The following is a 16,970-nucleotide window of genomic DNA, read 5'->3' on the forward strand; positions in this document are numbered from 1 at the left end:
GGGGCGGCCCGTACGGCTCAGACCCGCTCCAGGGGCCGGTGCGGCCCGTCCGGCAGCTCCACCGTGATGGTGTCGCCGGGCCGCACCACTCCGCCCGTCCTGACCACGGACATGATCCCGGCCCTGTGGACGATGTTGCCCTCGTCGTCACGGCCGACGACCTGCTTGAGCAGCCCCTGCTGGAAGTTGTCTATCTGCGCGCAGGGGTTGCGCAGGCCGGTGACCTCGACGGCCGCTTCGGCACCGAGGCGGAGAACCGTGCCGGTGGGAAGGCCGAGCAGGTCTATGCCGCTCGTCGTGATGTTCTCCCCGAGTTCGCCGGGGCGGACCTCGAAGCCCGCCGCCCGCACCTCGTCGAAAAGCTCCTCGTGGATGAGGTGGACCTGGCGGAGATTGGGCTGGGTGGGGTCCTGCGCCACCCGGGAGCGGTGCTTGACGGTCACACCGGCGTGGACGTCGCCCTCCACTCCGAGCCCTTCCAGCAGGGTGATGCTGTCCCGGTTCGGCTTGGTGAACGCGTACTCGCCGTTGCTGCTGACCGTGGTTATCCGTCCGCCGACGCTCATCGCGCGGGCCCCCCTCTTCCGTGCCGGTGATCGTCTCCGAGCCTACCTCCGCACGGTCGAGGGAGATCGTCCAGGTCAGCGCCCGATCTGCTTGCGGTTGATCCGGCGGAGCCGGCGGCGCTGCGACGGGTCGAGCGCGAAGTAGGCCACCGCGGGCACTCCGACGATCACCAACAACGACAACCAGAATCCGATCAGTGGCATCAGGAGGATGCCTACGGCTACTCCCCCGATGGCGATCTTCGCGCCTGTCGACATTTCGTCGCCTCCTTCGCAGCCCCGAGGCCGCTCCTTGCTGTGAGAACGCGTCCGCGAGACCTCCGGTTCCACTATGCGCCGGTTTCCTGCCGCCGGCGGCGGCGCGCCTCCTCCGCGCGGAGCTCTCCGCCGACCTCGTGCATATGGCCGAGGGCCTGACGGTACGAATCGATCAGGCCGGTCTCCGTGTACGGCATGGCGAGCCGGCGGCAGTGGGCGCGTACCAGCGGCTGGACGAGGCGCAGATGGGGGCGGGGCATGCTGGGGAAGAGATGGTGCTCGATCTGGTAGTTGAGGCCGCCGAGGAACCAGTCGGTGAGCATGCCGCCGCGGATGTTCCGGGAGGTCAGGACCTGCCGCTGCAGATGGCCCCAGCGCTCGCCGCTGTCCGGGTCGGGCATCTCCATGCCCTTGTGGTTCGGCGCGAACGCCATGCCGAGGTGCAGGCCGAGCAGCATCTGGTGGAGCAGCGCGAAGACCAGGGCCTGGAGCGGGGTGAGGACGGTCAGCAGCAGGCTCGCGTACAAGGCGACATGGGCGATGAGCAGTCCGCCCTCGACCGCGCGTCCGCCGGCGGACCTGCCCTCCGCCTGCCGGGAGAACACGTGCCGGAAGCCGTAGATCTTGAGGGCGATGCCTTCCAGGGTGGTCAGCGGGAAGAACAGCCAGGCCTGGTGGCGGGTGAGCCAGCCGCGGAAGCCGGTGCGGCCCTCGGCGTGGTCCTTGCTGAAGACCAGGACGTCGGGGGCGACATCGGGGTCCTTGTCGGCATGGTTGGGGTTGGCGTGGTGGCGGTTGTGCTTGTCGTTCCACCAGTCCTGGCTCATGCCGAGCAGCAGGTTCCCGTGGCACAGCTGGAGGACCCGGCTGATCCGGCGGTCCGCGGTGATCTGCGCGTGACCCGCGTCGTGCGCGATGAAGGCGGTACGGGCGGACAGCACGGCGAGCGGTACGGCGAGCGGCAGTACCCACCAGGACGGGCCGATGAGCACCATGCCGGTGACAACGACGGCAAGGGCGAGCAGGTTGACGGTGATGACGCGTGCGTACCAGCCGGTACGGCGTTCGAGGAGGCCCTGCTCCCTGGCGGTCCGCAGCAGGGGCGCGAAGTCACTGCCCGCGGACCGCGCGGAGCGGCCGCCGGGGGGCGGGGCGGGCTCGGCGACGAGGGCGGTTGCGGTGGCCTGGGCCATGGTGGTCTCCGGTCTCTCGGCCGTCGCGCCGGCCGGGCGCGTTCGACTTCGGGGCTGCTCTGACCTGAAGAAACGTATGAATGGGTGACCCTTCGCGACCATGGCGCCACCACCCGGAAGCAGCCGGGGGGATGCCGGTGGGGCGGGGTGGTGCTGGCTCCACCCCCCTCGGGGGTCCTCCTGGGGTATCCTCGGCCGCTCCGGCTCGCAGTAGTCAAATTTGAGGAATGCGCCATCGCTGTGCACACGCTCCCCGCGGCAACGCTCTCCGACATCGCCGAACTCATCCCCTGCTCCGCTGTCTTCCTGCCCGCGGATCCGGCCCGCGCGGGCCGGATCGCGTTCTGGCGGCCGGACGGCGGCGCGCCGCCCGCCGGCCCCGGGCCCTCCGGGGAACTGACCGTGGCCGCGGCGGGTGGCCGCACCCACGCGGTACAGGCCCGGCTGCTGTCCGTACGGGACGCCCTGCCGGTCCTCACCCGCGCGCGGGTGTCCCCGGACGCCTCCCCCGCCGCCGCGTTCTGGGGCGCCGCGACCGTAGTCGCCCTTCAACTCGCCGCGCGCGGACTGCTGTTGCCCGGACTCACCGCGACCGACCAGGACGCCTGGCGGGCCGGACCGCTGACCGCCGAGGACCTGGACCGGATCCGTACGCTCGCGGCCTCGATGCCGCCCACCGCGCACGCCGTACCGCTCGACGCCGCCGCGCGGCCCATGATGCTGCCCGAGCCCGAGCGGCTGCTGAGGGCGTTCCTCGACGCGGTCGCGGACGGGCTCCCGCGCACGCCCGCGGCCCCGCTCGCAGCCGGCGCGGACGCGTTCGCCGCGCAGGAGCCCGGGCGGCTGCCGCAGGCACGCGCCTGGGCGCAGGATGTGGCCGCGGGCCATGACGCCGGCGTACGGCTGTCGCTGCGCGTCGAGGTACCGGGCCTGACCGGCGGCGACGCAGCGGCACCGTCCTTCCGGGCCGTGCTGCAGATGCACAGCGTCAGCGACCCCGCGCTCGTCGCGGACGCGGCGACAGTGTGGGCGGGCGGGCAGGACGCCGCCTTCGGCCCGCGCGCCCGCATGGACGCACTGCTCGCGCTGCGCCGTGCCGCACGCGCCTGGGGCCCGCTCACACCGCTGCTGTCGGCAGCCGTGCCGGACGCGATCGAACTCGCCGACGAGGAGGTCAGCGAGCTGCTCGGCGAGGCATCGCGGGCGCTCGCCGCGACCGGCGTGCAGGTGCACTGGCCCAGGGAACTGGCGCGCACACTGACCGCGCGAGCAGTCATCGGCCCACAGGAGGAGGCCGAGGACCCCGGCGCGGATCCGGTGGGCTCCGGGATGCCGTCGTTCCTCTCGGCGGACGCACTGCTGGAGTTCAACTGGTGGTTCGCGCTGGGCGACCAGCGGCTGACCCGGGCGGAACTGGACCAGCTCGCCGAGGCCGGCAGACCCGTGGTGCGGCTGCGCGAGCAGTGGGTGCTCATCGACCCCGAGGAGGCCCGGCGCGCCCGCGCACACCAGGACCGCAAGCTCACCCCCGTCGACGCGCTCGGCGCCGTACTGACCGGCTCCACGGAGGTGGACGGCCGCCGGGTCGAGGTCCGGGCATCGGGTTGGCTGGAGCAGCTGCGGGAACGGCTGGCCGATCCCGAGGGCGGCCGCCTGGAGGTCGCCCAGCCGGACGCGCTCGCCGCGACGCTGCGCGACTACCAGCTGCGCGGGCTGAACTGGCTGCACCGGATGACCTCGCTCGGCCTCGGCGGCTGCCTCGCGGACGACATGGGACTCGGCAAGACCATCACCCTCATCGCGCTGCATCTGCACCGGCAGACCGACGGGTCCGCCGCAGGGCCGACGCTCGTCGTCTGCCCGACTTCCCTGATGGGCAACTGGCAGCGGGAGATCGAGAAGTTCGCCCCGGGAACGCCGGTGCGCCGCTTCCACGGGGCGACGCGGAACCTGGAGTCCCTGGCGGACGGCGAGTTCGTGCTCACCACGTACGGGACGATGCGGCTCGACGCCGCGAGGCTCTCGGAAGTGGCATGGGGCATGGTCGTCGCCGACGAGGCGCAGCACGTCAAGAACCCCTGCTCGGAGACGGCGAAACAGCTGCGCACGATCGGGGCGAAGGCGCGGGTCGCGCTCAGCGGCACACCCGTCGAGAACAATCTGTCCGAGCTGTGGGCGATCCTCGACTGGACGACGCCCGGGCTGCTCGGCCGGCTCGGAACGTTCCGGGCACGGTACGCGCAGGCCGTCGAGGGCGGCGACACAGCGGCCGGCGAACGACTGGCCGCGCTGGTACGGCCGTTCCTGCTGCGCCGCCGCAAGTCCGACCCGGGCATCGCGCCCGAGCTGCCGCCCAAGACCGAGACCGACCGGGCCGTCTCCCTCACCACCGAGCAGGCCGGGCTGTACGAGGCGGTCGTACGGGAGACTCTCGCCGCGATCTCGGAAGCGGGCGGCATGGAGCGGCGCGGCCTGGTGGTGAAGCTGCTGACCGCGCTGAAGCAGATCTGCAACCATCCCGCGCAGTATCTGAAGGAGGAGCGGCCCCGCATCGCGCACCGGTCCGGGAAGCTGGAACTGCTCGACGAGCTCCTCGACACGATTCTGGCCGAGGACGCGAGTGTTCTCGTGTTCACCCAGTACGTACAGATGGCGCGGCTGCTGGAGCGGCACCTCGCGGCGCGAGGGGTACGGACGCAGTTCCTGCACGGCGGTACACCGGTGGCCGAACGGGAGGAGATGGTGCGGCGTTTCCAGGACGGTGACGTACCGGTGTTCCTGCTGTCGCTGAAGGCGGCGGGCACCGGGCTGAACCTGACGCGCGCCGGTCATGTCGTGCACTACGACCGCTGGTGGAACCCGGCGGTCGAGGCGCAGGCCACCGACCGCGCGTACCGCATCGGCCAGACCCAGCCCGTACAGGTCCACCGGCTGATCGCCGAGGGGACGATCGAGGACCGGATCGCGGACATGCTGGAGCGCAAACGGGAGCTCGCCGACGCGGTGCTCGGCTCCGGTGAGGCCGCACTGACCGAACTGACCGACGCCGAGCTGGCGGAGCTGGTCGAGCTGCGAGGGGGCGCGCGATGACGCGGAGCGAGTACGAGGATGAGGTCGAGCGGACGTTCGCGGCACTGCCGCCGGCCCGGGGCCGGGGTTGCGCACAGACGTGGTGGGGACGTGTGTGGCTGAAGGCGCTGGAGGACACGGCGCTGGACTCGGATCAGCTGAAGAAGGGCCGTCAGCAGGCGCGGGCCGGGGCGGTCGGGGCCGTTTCCGTACGGCCGGGGCGGATCACGGCCGTGGTCAAGGACCGGGACGGTTCGGCCCACCGCAGCGATGTGCTGCTGCAGGAGCTGACCGACGACGGGTGGGCCCGGTTCCTGGACATGGCGGTGGACCGGGCGGGCCACATCGCGGCGCTCCTCGACCGGGAGATGCCGCCGCACCTGGTGGAGGACGCGGCGGGCGCCGGAGTCGAACTGCTTCCGGGCATCGGGGACCTGGAGCCCGAGTGCACCTGCGAGGCGTGGGATCTGTGTCCGCACGCGGCTGCGCTCTGCTACCAGGTGGCGCGGCTGCTGGACCAGGATCCGTTCGTACTGCTCCTGTTGCGCGGGCGCGGGGAGCGACGGCTCCTGGACGAGCTGCAGGCACGCAGTGCGGCGCGGGCCGAGCACGATGCGCGGCCGGCTCCGGTGCCGGAAGGGGTGCCTGCGGACGAGGCGTTCGCCGCGGCGGGCATCCTGCCGGCGCTGCCGGACGCTCCCCCGCTGCCGCCGGAGCCGGGGGCGCCGCCGTCGCTGGAAACGGAGACGGTCCCGGCGCCGGGTGTCGACGCGGACGCGCTGGAGTTCCTCGCGGCGGGCGCGGCGGCGCGGGCGCGGCGGATGCTGACGGAGGCGCTGGCGCCCGGGCATGAACGGAAGCCTGTGGAACCCGACTTGACGATGGGTGAGGATGCGGTGCGGCTGGCCGCGACGGGTGGGCCGGGTGGGGACACCGCTGTCCCGGCGGCGGTCCTGGCACGGCTCGCGGCGGGTTCGGGCCGGCGCCGGGCGGATCTCGACCTCGCGGTCCGCGCCTGGCGGTTCGGCGGGGTCGCGGCGCTCTCGGTCCTGGAGGACGAGTGGGTGCCCGACGAGGAGACGCTCGCCCGGGCGAACGCGCGGCTGGCGGAGGCGTGGGAGGAGGGCGAGCGTCCCCGGCTGCGGGAGGCCGGCGCGGGGCGGTGGACGGTGGTGGGGGCGGACGCGCAGCTGCGGCTGGGCACCGACGGCCGGTGGTGGCCCCTCGCCTTGGCCCGGGGCCGCTGGACCGTCGCGGGACCCCCGGCTCCGGACCCGGCTTCGGCCCTGGCGGCCCTGCTTCCGGAGGGGTGACGCCCCGCGCACTCCGGGCCACGGGGTGGATTCGGGCGCCGGGAGCACGAGTACGAGCGTCGGTACGCATGCCGACAGCTGCCTCCGCCGGCATGCGCGCTTCCCGGCGGGCCGGGGTGATCAACGTGGGATGCGGCTGGTCTTCCCGCTCCGTAAGCTCGGATACGGGACTGCTCGCCGGAGGGGCACACCACGCGGCGCACCACGCCGCTCACGTCCAGCTCCTTCAGGCCCCCCACGTCCTGGCTCGCCTTCGGCAACGCGACATCACGTTCGGCCCGAGAGGCAAGACATGACCACATATCCGATCAATCACCGACGTATCCCCGGTGGCGTACCGAAGGAAGAGAACCTGGCCTACCTCGAGCAGGTGGAGGCCACGACAGCGCCCTACGGAGGCAAGTGGCTCGCGGTCGATGCCGAGGTGCAGGTCTTCGAAGGCGCATGGCCGGGCTCCGTGGTACTGCCCGAGTTTCCCGACATGGCGGCGGCCGAGGCGTGGTACAACTCGCCCGGGTACCAGAAGATCCTGCCCCTGCGCACCGACCACGCGATCAGTGAGCTTATCCTGGTCGACGGTGTCGGGCCGGAGTTCACACCCGCCGGCTTCGCGCAGCAGATCCGGGCAGCGATCGCGAGGGCCGCCGGCAACGGCAGCTGACCGTGAAGCCCGGCGTCACGCCGGGTGTCGGACCAGCTGCTCAGCGACGCATCGCCACTGATACCCCTGACGTGGAGCGATTCATGACCACACCGCGGGACCTGTTGATCGTAGCCATGGACATGAACGCCGAGCGTCCTCCGGAGCAAGGCGATCTGTCGCTCGCGCTCGCGGGAGCTGAGGTGATCGACCTCCTGGACGCCCGAGCCGTCGAACTGGACGGCGATCGCATCGTGCCGGGCTACCGGCCGGCCATAGCTGATCGCCTGTTGGACGAGGCCGCGTCGTCACTTGCCCGGCAAGCGCCGTACGAATCGGTCGGCGACTGGCTGTGGCGCAGAGGCCGCGGCCTGGCCGCGGCCTATCTGGCCGCCCTCGAGGCGGAGGGCCAGGTCACTCGGCAACAACGACGCCGGCTGCTCTCCCGGACAAGTCAGCTGGAGCTGGTCGATTCGCCCGCTCGCCGCCAGGCGGCGGACCGCTGGGCATCGCATGAGCCCGTCCTTGCCGTGCTGGCAGCGGCAGCCGGGATCAGCGGCAAGGAACCCGAAGAAGCCGAAAGAACCGAGGAAGCCGAGGAAAGCGCAGACTCGCCGGGCGTGGCCGACGACGCGGTGGCGACAGTGCTCGCCGCCGTCAATGACGCGGTGACGGAACTGGCGGCCGAACGGCAACGGCGAGACATCCACGACGCCGCCTTCGACAACATCTGGCGAGGCGAATGACGACACCACCGGCGGTGACGACGGTCGCCGCCACCGCGGTGACGGGCGCCCGGCGTTTCACCTCGGTGTGCGGGAAAGTGCCTCGCCCGCTGCTGCCGGACGGGCACCGGCCTCGGCCGTCGGCCGGGTAGCACCTGAACGTTCCCTTCTTCCTCCCCCGCAGTATTTCGTCATGGCCCTTGACAAATTAGTATCCGGGACAGCTCAGGGAAGACACGGAACGGAGATCTCCGATGGCTGTACCCGAAGGGCCGCTCGTCGTCGGCGTCGACAGCTCCACCCAGTCGACGAAGGCGCTGGTCGTCGATGTCGCCACGGGCCGGGTGGTGGCGAGCGGCCAGGCCCCGCACACCGTCAAGGGCGAGGGCGGGGCGCGGGAAAGCGACCCGGAGGAGTGGTGGCGCGCACTCGGGGACGCGCTCACCCAGTGCGGCGCACCGGCGCATCGCGCCGCAGCGGTGTCCGTCGCGGGGCAGCAGCACGGTCTGGTCACCCTGGACGCGCGGGGCCGGCCGGTGCGTCCGGCGATGTTGTGGAACGACGTACGGTCCGCGGCGCAGAGCGAGCGGCTGATCGAGCGTCTCGGGGGCCCGAAGGCATGGGCGGAACGGACCGGTAGTGTTCCCGGTCCCGCGTTCACCGTCACCAAGTGGGCGTGGCTGCGGGAGCGCGAACCGGAGGCCGCCGCTGCCGCCCGCGCGGTGCGGCTCCCGCACGACTTTCTCACCGAGCGGCTCACTGGACGGGCCGTCACGGATCGCGGAGATTCCTCGGGCACGGGCTGGTGGACGCCCGCGACGGGGGCGTACGACGCGGAGATCCTCTCCCTCGCGGGCCTCTCCCCCGCGCTGCTGCCGGAGGTCGTGGACCCGTTCGAGGCGGCGGGGACGGTCCGGGATCTACCTGATCTGCCGCTTCCCGCGGGCGCTCTGGTGGCGCCCGGCACCGGGGACAACGCGGCAGCCGCGCTCGGGCTCGGGCTCGCCGCCGGGCAGCCGGTGCTGAGCCTGGGCACGTCGGGCACGGTGTACACGACGTCCGCTCATCCGTCGGCCGATCCGACCGGGACCGTGGCCGGTTTCGCCGACGCCCGCGGCGGCTGGCTTCCGCTGGCCTGCACGCTGAACTGCACCCAGGCGGTCGACCGCGTCGCCGCGCTGCTGAGCCGGGACCGCGAGGCGGTGGAGCCGGGCGGCCTGGAGGTGTTGCTGCCGTTCCTCGACGGGGAGCGTACGCCTCAACTTCCGTATGCGTCAGGGATGTTGTACGGGCTGCGGCACGACACGACGCCGGGCGGGCTGCTGCAGGCGGCGTACGACGGAGCCGTGTACGCACTGCTGGCGGCGCTCGGGAAGGTGCTGCCGCAGGACGCCGGCCAGGACGCTCCGCTGCTGCTGATCGGCGGCGGCGCGCGGGGCACCGCGTGGCGTGAGACGGTCCGCCGACTGTCGGGCAGGGCGGTCCAGGTGCCGGACGCCCGCGAGCTCGTCGCCCTCGGCGCCGCCGCGCAGGCCGCCGGGGTGCTCACCGGCGAGGACCCCCGGGACGTCGCCAGGCGCTGGGGCACCGCGGGCGGTCCGTCGTTCGATCCGGTCCCGGTGGACCGGGCCGCGCTGGACCGTATCGGCTCCGTCCTCGCCGACGGCGACGTGCTGCTGCGCAAGGAGCACCGGCCTTGACCCCACCGTCCCCCGCCGACGCTTCCGTGGTACTTCCCAACACCCAGCAGGGCATCCGCCGCCGCAATCTGTCCCTCGTGCTGCACGCCGTGGCCGCCGAGGGCCCGCTGTCGCGTGCGGACGTCGCCGTGCGGATCGGGCTGACGAGGGCCGCGGTCTCCTCCCTCGTGGACGAACTGGCCCGGGCCGGGCTGCTGGTGGAGCTCGGACGCGCGCAGTCCGGCAGCGTCGGCCGGCCCGGCAGCGCGCTCACGCTCAGCGACCGCGGACCTGTCGGCATCGGTGCGGAGGTCGGCGTCGACCATCTGTCGGTGGCCGCGGTGGATCTGCGGGGGAAGGTGCGGGCACGGGCGTCGGCGGATACGGACAACCGGGGCCGGCCGCCCGGGCCGGTCCTCAAGGAGCTTGCCGCCCTGGTCCGCCAGGTCACCGATGCCGTACGCACCGAAGGGCTGCGCCCCGCCGGTGTCGCCGTGGCGGTGCCGGGACTGGTCGCACGCGACACGCACACCGTCGTCCGCGCGCCCAACCTGGACTGGTGGGACGTCGATCTGGGCGCGTGCCTCCCGTACGGTCCGCAGCTCGCCGTCGACAACGAGGCCAACCTCGGTGCGCTCGCCGAGCTGTGGATCGGCGGGGATCCGGCGCCGCAGGACTTCGTCCATGTGTCGGCGGAGGTCGGCATCGGCGCGGCCGTGGTCGTCGACGGCCGACTGCTGCGCGGTGCTCACGGCTACGCGGGCGAGCTGGGCCATGTTCCGGTACGGCCCGAAGGCCCCCGGTGCGCCTGCGGAGGTCGGGGCTGCCTTGAGCAGTACGCCGGCGAGGAGGCCGTCCTGCGGGCCGCCGGACTCCGTACGACGGGCCGGCCGAGCGGGCTGCTGGCCGAGCGGGCCGCCGCCGGTGACCGTGACGTGCTGCGGGCGTTGCGCGGCGCGGGCGCCGCGCTGGGGATCGCACTGGCCGGTGCGGTCAACCTCCTCGATCCCCGTGCGGTGGTGCTGGGCGGCGCGCTGTCGCGGCTGTCGTCGTGGCTGCTGCCTTCTCTGGAAAGGGAGTTGACGCGTCGTACGGCCGATCCGGCGCGTCCCGCGCTGACCGTGTCACGGCTGGGGTCCGAGGGGCCGCTGCTGGGCGCCGCGCACTCGGTGGTGCGTGCGGTGCTGGACGACCCGGCCACGTTCGCGGCAGCTGCTCCCTGACCGGTTGTGTCCGGTCCGTGACTCTTGCCGGTGGTGCCGTGCGGTACAACCATGGGCGCCGGACGCAAGGAAGCGACCGGGAGGCCGGGTTGACCGACACATGGGTGGCTCTGGAGGCCGGGGGCGATCCGGCGGAGCGCGGAGGTGTGCTGCGCCGGGCGTACGAGGAGTTCGCGACGGCGGGCCGGGTGGAGCGCGCCGTGCGGCCCGTGGTGGCCGAGTCGTGGCGGCGCTGCGCGCGGGCGCATGTCGCCCCGGAGGGCGCGGCGTGCGTGGAACTCGGTGACGACGAGCTCGATGTGTACCGTGACGGGCATCCGCTGTCGCGGGTGATGCCGGTGATCCGGGAACTCATGGGCGGCTACGCCGAGGACGGGGAGCATCTCGTCGCGGTGTGCGACGCCCAGGCGCGGCTGCTGTGGGTGGAGGGCCATCCGGAGACCCGGCGGCGCGCCCGGCGGATGAACTTCGTGGAGGGCGCGCGCTGGGCCGAGTCCGTGGCGGGTACGAACGCGCCGGGCACAGCACTCACGGTGGACCGTCCCGTTCAGGTGTTCGCGGCCGAGCACTTCCGGCGGCCCGTGCAGCAGTGGACCTGCGCGGCGGCTCCCGTCCACGATCCGCGCAGTGGACGACTGCTGGGCGCGGTGGACATCACGGGCGGCGACCGGCTGGCGCATCCGCACAGTCTGGCGTTCGTCGGCGCGGTGGCGCGGGCCGCCGAGTCACAGCTGGCGCTGCTGGCGCCGCGGCCGACGGGCGACGCGGTGCAGCTTTCGGCGCTGGGCAGGGACGAGGCGCTGCTGGTGGCGGAGGGCCGTAAGGTGCGCCTCTCCCGGCGCCACAGCGAGATCGTCGTGGTGCTGACCCGCCATCCCGAGGGGCTGAGCGGTGACGAACTGTTGCTGGAGCTGTACGAGGACGAGCACATCAACCCGGTGACGCTGCGGGCGGAGCTGTCGCGGCTGCGCGGTCTGCTGGGGCCACGGCTGCTGCTGTCCCGTCCGTACCGTCTGGCGGTGCCCGTCGACGCGGACTTCGAGACGGTGGCCCGCCGGCTCGCGTCGGGTGCGGTGGCAGCGGCGCTCAGCGGGTATGCGGGGCCGCTGCTGCCGGGTTCGCAGGCGCCCGGTGTGGCGCGGCTGCGGCGGCGGCTGACGGACCAGCTGCGAACGGCACTGATCGCGCGTGCCGATCCGGGGCTGCTGGCGGACTGGGTGCACAGCCCGTGGGGCGAGGACGACCTTCCGGTGTGGCAGGCGCTCGCCGCCGTGCTGCCCCGGGGCCGGGGAGCCGCGGCGCAGGCCCGGGCGCGGGCCCTGGACAGCGAGTACGCAGCCACTCCCTGACCACCGGGGCTCGGGCGGGGCTGCTGCCGGTGCCCGGCTGTCGGGCACCGGGCGCCTGCCGCCGCGTCGACTCCTTCAGGCACCAGGCACCTGAAGCGGCGCCGCCATGCCCGGCGGCAACATGGTTGCAACGTACGGCTCCCTAGGTTCGGCCGGGAGCGCAGTCCGAAGGCGGGCAGCGCGGACTCCGGGAGGTCTCATGGCTCGTTACGCTGCGCCCGGCACCGAAGGCGCCATCGTCACGTACGCGTCCCGTTACGACCACTGGATCGGCGGCGAGTACGTCCCGCCGGCCCTCGGTCAGTACTTCGAGAATCCGAGCCCCGTGAACGGGAAGCCGTTCACCGAGATCGCCCGTGGCACGGCCGAGGACGTGGAGCGCGCCCTGGACGCGGCGCATGCCGCAGCACCGGCGTGGGGGCGCACCGCGCCCGAGGCCCGGGCGAACGTCCTGCTGCGGATCGCCGACCGGATGGAGGCGCGTCTGGAGGAGCTCGCGGTCGCGGAGAGCTGGGAGAACGGCAAGCCGGTCCGGGAGACGCTGGCCGCCGACATCCCGCTGGCCATCGACCACTTCCGCTATTTCGCGGGCGTGCTGCGGGCCCAGGAGGGTTCGCTCAGCGAACTGGACGACAGCACGGTGGCGTACCACTTCCATGAGCCGCTCGGCGTGGTCGCGCAGATCATCCCGTGGAACTTCCCGATCCTGATGGCGGTCTGGAAGCTGGCGCCGGCACTGGCCGCCGGGAACGCGGTGGTGCTGAAGCCCGCCGAGCAGACACCTGCCTCGGTGCACTTCTGGATGAGCCTGGTCGCCGATCTGCTGCCGCCGGGTGTGGTGAACATCGTCAACGGCTTCGGCGTGGAGGCGGGCAAGCCGCTCGCGTCCAGCCCCCGGGTCGCGAAGGTCGCGTTCACCGGCGAGACGACGACGGGGCGGCTGATCATGCAGTACGCCTCGGAGAACATCAAGCCGGTGACGCTGGAGCTGGGCGGCAAGTCGCCGAACATCTTCTTCGACGACATCTGGGCGGCCGACGACGACCTGCGCGACAAGGCCCTGGAAGGGTTCACCATGTTCGCCCTCAACCAGGGTGAGGTGTGCACCTGTCCCTCGCGGGCGCTGATCCAGCGCGGGCACTACAGCGAGTTCCTGGACGCCGGGATCGCCCGGACCGAGGCGATCGTGCCCGGTCATCCGCTGGACACGGACACGATGATCGGCGCGCAGGCCTCCAACGACCAGCTCCAGAAGATCCTGTCGTATCTGGACATCGGCCAGCAGGAGGGCGCAAAGATCCTGACGGGTGGTCAGCGGATCGAGTACGACGGCGAACTGGCGGGCGGCTACTACGTCCAGCCCACGATCTTCGAGGGCGACAACCGGATGCGGATCTTCCAGGAGGAGATCTTCGGCCCGGTCGTCGCGGTGACGTCGTTCTCCGACTTCGACGACGCGATCAAGACGGCGAACGACACCCTGTACGGGCTGGGCGCGGGCGTCTGGACCCGGGACGTCAACCGGGCTTACCGCGCCGGGCGGGCGATCCAGGCGGGACGGGTCTGGACGAATTGCTACCACGCCTATCCGGCGCACGCTGCCTTCGGCGGCTACAAGCAGTCCGGTATCGGCCGCGAGACCCACAAGATGATGCTCGACCACTATCAGCAGACGAAGAACCTGCTGGTGTCGTACTCGCCGAAGAAGCTGGGCTTCTTCTAGACGCAGAAGAAGGGCGCCTGACCAGGCAAGATACCGGTCAGGCGCCCTCCGCAGCGCACGGCTGGGCGGTCCCCCGAGCCGGGCCACGCGCCCACCGCGATCCGGCCGCTCGCCTGACAGCGCGGCTGCTGACGGGGGAGAGACGGCGCCCGCCCCGGGACTTCCGGGACGTGCGCCGTTCCGTGTGTCAGAGGCCGACCCGTAGCGCCTGCAGGCTCGGCTGCCGTTGCCCGATCGTCAGGACTCCCGTCCGGGCCGGGCCACCCGGGCCGTGCCGGCCGGATCCGTCAACTCCACCTCGAGCACATGGTCGGAGCCGTCGGGCTGTCCGCCGTTGTGGTCGGTGTTCGTCGTCGACACCCACAGTGCGTTCCTGCCCGGAACCTTCTCAACGGTGCGGAGCCGGCCGTACACACCCTTGAAGTACGCCACCGGTGTGCCCACGTCCGTGCCGCTGACGGGAATGCGCCACAGACGCTTGCCGCGCATGGCACCCATGTACAGGCTGCCGTCGGCGTAGGCGATGCCGCTCGGTGAGGCGTCCTCGACCGCCCAGTGGGCTTTCGGGTTGGTCATCCCCCCAACGGTGCAGGGGCCTGTGCACGTGGGCCAGCCGTAGTTGTTTCCCGGTTCGATGAGATTGAGCTCGTCGCTCCGGTCCGGGCCGAACTCGGCTGCCCACAGGCGGCCCTCCGGATCCCATGCCATGCCCTGGGGGTTGCGGTGCCCGTAGGAGTAGACGTAACTGGTGAACGGATTGCCGGGCGCGGGCTTGCCGTCGGCGGTCATCCGCAGGATCTTCCCGTTCAGGGAGTTCCTGTCCTGTGCGCTCTCCTTGTTGTCCGCGTCCCCCGTCGTAGCGTAGAGGTAGCCATCGGGGCCGAACTTCAGACGCCCGCCGTTGTGGATGTGGTCCTTCGCGATCCCGGTGAGCAGCGTGCGGTACCCGTCGAGAGTGGAACCGTCGTATGTCATCCGCGCGATCCGGTTGCCCTCCTCGGCCGTGTGCATCACATAGATGTAGTGGTCCTCGTCCCAGGTAGGCGACACGGCGATGCCCAGCAGGCCGTCCTCGACCTTGGTGGTCTGAGTGTGCGGCACGGTGCCCACGAGGGTCTTCACCCCGTCCTGGGTGAGCCGGAAGAGCTTGAACGTCTCGCGCTCGCTGATGAGTGCCGAGCCGTCCGGCAGCCAGCCGAGCCCCCAGGGTGTGGTCCAATCCGCGGAGACGCTCCGGACCTCGCCGGGTTTTGTCCGGGCGTGCTCCCCGGGCAGCCCGGAGGCGCCGTTGCCCGGGCCGGCGAATCCCACGAGCATGGCTGCACCCATGACCCCGACGGCGCTCACCGCACGCAGCGGACGTCTCATGGAGGCCTTTCGGCGGGTCGTGAGAGTGGACACTGCGCATCCTCCGGAAGCCTCGGCACTGTTCACCGGGAGCGTAGGTCGGCACCGGCTGACGGATGATCAGACAGGCCCGGGGGTCACCCGCCCGGCCGCGCTGCGTTGCCCGGGTGCCGCAGGCCGCGGATGCTGGGGTTGAGGAACGTCATCGTCGCCCGAAGGTCAGGGAACAGGTCATGACGCACGACACCGAGGAACCGACGGCAGGGCCCGAGCGGGCGCCTCGCCCCGAAGCGCCCGCGTACGCGGAGAACGAGGCCTGGCAGACGCCCGGTTACGCGATCGTGGAGACTGCGCTCGAAGTCACGGCGTACTCTCTGGCCACCCGATAGCGTCGCCACGGCGCCATGCAGCTCCTGGTGCTCGGTACCGCGGCCGGCGGCGGCGTACCGCAATGGAACTGCGCCTGTCGGGGATGCTCCGGGGCGCGCACACCTGCGGCGACGCCGCCGCCATGCCTCACTCGCCGTCCGGGCGGAGGAGGGCCGCTGGTACGTGATCAACGCGACACCCGACATCGCGGACCAGATCGAGGACTGCCCCGCCCTGCACCCGGGCCCCGAGCAGCGCCGCACACCGCTGGCCGGAGTCGACGACGAGCCCCGGCGGGCGGGGTTGGCGACCTGTACGGCGACGGCCATGGGGCATCTGCCGATCGACGGACCGCACGGCACCGCACGGCGGCTCGCCGCCCTGCGGGCGCGCTGTCTGTACACCCACCTCAACAACACCAACCCCCTTGTCGACCCCGCGGCTCCGCAGCACAAAATGCTGGCCCGGCTGGACATCGAGGTGGCTGCCGACGGAATGGAGATCGTGCTGTGACCGTCGTGGAAACGGAACGGCCCTGGGGGCGGACGGAGTTCGAGGAGCAGCTGCGTGCGGTGGCCGAACGGCGCTATCACGACCGCCATCCGTTCAACGTGCGGATGCACGAAGGCGAGCTGAGCCCCACGGATGTACGGCGGTGGATCACCAACCGCTTCCACTACCAGCAGTGCATTCCGGTCAAGGACGCCCTGATCACCGCCAAGCTCGATTCACCGGACCTGCGGCGCATGTGGCTGCGCCGGATCGAGGACCACGACGGACGCGAGGGCGACGAGGGCGGCATCGAGCGGTGGCTGCGGCTGGGTGAGGCGGCCGGCCTGGACCGGGCGGTTCTTCTGTCCGGCCTGGGCGTGCTGTCGGGGGTACGTCTCGCGGTGGAGGGATACGTCAACTTCTGCCGACTGCGACCCCCGCTGGAAGCAGTCGCGGCCTCGCTCACCGAACTGTCCGCCCCGCATCTCATGCGGCGGCGCATCGACGCGTTCGAACGGCACTATGCGTGGATCGACTCCGACGGGCTGGCCTACTTCCGGGCGCGTGTCGCCCAGGGCCGGCGGGACAGCGGTGAAGCACTGGCTCTGGTCCTTCGGTGGGCAGGCAGCAGGGCCGAGCAGCAACGGGCGGTGGCGGCGCTCGCGTTCAAATGCGACGTGCTGTGGTCGCTGCTGGACGCCGTGGACCACGCCCGGCCGGAAGACCCACGATGACCACGGCCGCGGCCCGGAAGACGCGACTGCTCTGGCGCCCGAGGCTCGCCCTGGCCGTCGTACTCGGGCACGACCGGGTACGCGGCAGTGACCTGCTGGTCATGCCAGAGCGGATCCTGGTCCTGTCCGGGCGCGCCGCTGACATCCTCGGACTCTGCAACGGCGAGCGCGACGTCCGCCGGATCATCGGCGAACTGACGGCGCGCTTCCCCGGTGCCCCGGTGGCCGCCGACGTGCCCGTGTTCCTGCAGCGGCTGCATGCCGAGGGCTGGCTGAGATGACCGGCGTAC

The 16,970-nt window shown here is 72.0% G+C and carries 16 protein-coding genes; 12 read left to right on the forward strand and 4 right to left on the reverse strand.

All coding sequences use genetic code 11. The features are described 5' to 3' along the window. Positions 1-17: 17 nt before the first annotated feature. The 3 genes from ACZ6ZQ_RS06285 to ACZ6ZQ_RS06295 all read right to left on the reverse strand — a co-directional run bounded on the left by ACZ6ZQ_RS06285 (position 18) and on the right by ACZ6ZQ_RS06295 (position 2,017). A complete protein-coding gene (locus ACZ6ZQ_RS06285; RefSeq protein ID WP_469767400.1) occupies positions 18-566 on the reverse strand; it encodes an MOSC domain-containing protein in 549 nt (182 codons plus the stop codon). Between the two features lie 75 nt (positions 567-641). After that, on the reverse strand, positions 642-824 hold the full coding sequence (locus ACZ6ZQ_RS06290; protein WP_453665258.1) for a hypothetical protein: 183 nt from the start codon (positions 822-824) through the stop codon (positions 642-644). Positions 825-895: 71 nt separating this feature from the next. Continuing rightward, positions 896-2,017, reverse strand: coding sequence for a fatty acid desaturase family protein (locus ACZ6ZQ_RS06295; RefSeq protein WP_469767401.1), 1,122 nt, complete (start codon positions 2,015-2,017; stop codon positions 896-898). 240 nt (positions 2,018-2,257) lie between these two features. On the opposite strand from ACZ6ZQ_RS06295, the gene ACZ6ZQ_RS06300 reads away from it, so the two are divergent. The 8 genes from ACZ6ZQ_RS06300 to exaC all read left to right on the forward strand — a co-directional run bounded on the left by ACZ6ZQ_RS06300 (position 2,258) and on the right by exaC (position 13,738). Next, positions 2,258-5,107, forward strand: a complete 2,850-nt coding sequence (locus ACZ6ZQ_RS06300; RefSeq protein ID WP_469767402.1) for a DEAD/DEAH box helicase — start codon at positions 2,258-2,260, stop codon at positions 5,105-5,107. Continuing rightward, positions 5,104-6,399 (forward strand): SWIM zinc finger family protein, encoded by a 1,296-nt coding sequence (locus tag ACZ6ZQ_RS06305; protein ID WP_469767403.1) that lies wholly within the window; start codon positions 5,104-5,106, stop codon positions 6,397-6,399. The genes ACZ6ZQ_RS06300 and ACZ6ZQ_RS06305 overlap by 4 nt, the downstream gene beginning before the upstream one ends. Positions 6,400-6,691: 292 nt before the next feature. After that, positions 6,692-7,060 (forward strand): DUF1330 domain-containing protein, encoded by a 369-nt coding sequence (locus ACZ6ZQ_RS06310; RefSeq protein ID WP_469767404.1) that lies wholly within the window; start codon positions 6,692-6,694, stop codon positions 7,058-7,060. Between the two features lie 83 nt (positions 7,061-7,143). Further along, entirely contained in the window at positions 7,144-7,785 is a 642-nt protein-coding gene (locus ACZ6ZQ_RS06315) for a GPP34 family phosphoprotein (protein WP_469767405.1), read from the forward strand. 233 nt (positions 7,786-8,018) lie between these two features. Continuing rightward, complete coding sequence (xylB, locus tag ACZ6ZQ_RS06320; RefSeq protein ID WP_469767406.1) at positions 8,019-9,464, forward strand: xylulokinase; 1,446 nt, start codon at positions 8,019-8,021, stop codon at positions 9,462-9,464. Next, positions 9,461-10,666 carry an ROK family protein gene (locus ACZ6ZQ_RS06325; protein WP_469767407.1) on the forward strand — a complete coding sequence of 402 codons (1,206 nt, stop codon included), beginning with the start codon at positions 9,461-9,463 and terminating at the stop codon, positions 10,664-10,666. The genes xylB and ACZ6ZQ_RS06325 overlap by 4 nt, the downstream gene beginning before the upstream one ends. Before the next feature lie 89 nt (positions 10,667-10,755). Continuing rightward, a complete protein-coding gene (locus tag ACZ6ZQ_RS06330) occupies positions 10,756-12,015 on the forward strand; it encodes a GAF domain-containing protein (protein ID WP_469767408.1) in 1,260 nt (419 codons plus the stop codon). A 199-nt stretch (positions 12,016-12,214) separates the two neighbouring features. Then, a complete protein-coding gene (gene exaC / locus ACZ6ZQ_RS06335) occupies positions 12,215-13,738 on the forward strand; it encodes an acetaldehyde dehydrogenase ExaC (protein ID WP_469767409.1) in 1,524 nt (507 codons plus the stop codon). 237 nt (positions 13,739-13,975) lie between these two features. Here exaC and ACZ6ZQ_RS06340 read toward each other — a convergent pair whose 3' ends face one another. Beyond that, positions 13,976-15,085 carry a PQQ-dependent sugar dehydrogenase gene (locus ACZ6ZQ_RS06340; RefSeq protein WP_469767410.1) on the reverse strand — a complete coding sequence of 370 codons (1,110 nt, stop codon included), beginning with the start codon at positions 15,083-15,085 and terminating at the stop codon, positions 13,976-13,978. A 233-nt stretch (positions 15,086-15,318) separates the two neighbouring features. Between ACZ6ZQ_RS06340 and pqqA the strand changes: the two genes are divergently transcribed. The 4 genes from pqqA to pqqD all read left to right on the forward strand — a co-directional run bounded on the left by pqqA (position 15,319) and on the right by pqqD (position 16,961). Continuing rightward, on the forward strand, positions 15,319-15,474 hold the full coding sequence (gene pqqA, locus ACZ6ZQ_RS06345; RefSeq protein ID WP_469767411.1) for a pyrroloquinoline quinone precursor peptide PqqA: 156 nt from the start codon (positions 15,319-15,321) through the stop codon (positions 15,472-15,474). 163 nt (positions 15,475-15,637) lie between these two features. Next, positions 15,638-15,967: a hypothetical protein gene (locus ACZ6ZQ_RS06350; protein WP_469767412.1), complete on the forward strand. Its 330-nt coding sequence runs from the start codon at positions 15,638-15,640 to the stop codon at positions 15,965-15,967. After that, positions 15,964-16,680: a pyrroloquinoline-quinone synthase PqqC gene (gene pqqC / locus ACZ6ZQ_RS06355; RefSeq protein ID WP_469767413.1), complete on the forward strand. Its 717-nt coding sequence runs from the start codon at positions 15,964-15,966 to the stop codon at positions 16,678-16,680. The genes ACZ6ZQ_RS06350 and pqqC overlap by 4 nt, the downstream gene beginning before the upstream one ends. Beyond that, the gene (gene pqqD / locus ACZ6ZQ_RS06360) at positions 16,677-16,961 is read left to right on the forward strand and encodes a pyrroloquinoline quinone biosynthesis peptide chaperone PqqD (RefSeq protein WP_469767414.1); all 285 of its coding nucleotides are present in this window, start codon (positions 16,677-16,679) and stop codon (positions 16,959-16,961) included. The genes pqqC and pqqD overlap by 4 nt, the downstream gene beginning before the upstream one ends. Positions 16,962-16,970 lie beyond the last annotated feature (9 nt).

It is taken from the genome of Streptomyces sp. NPDC053673, from assembly GCF_055585225.1.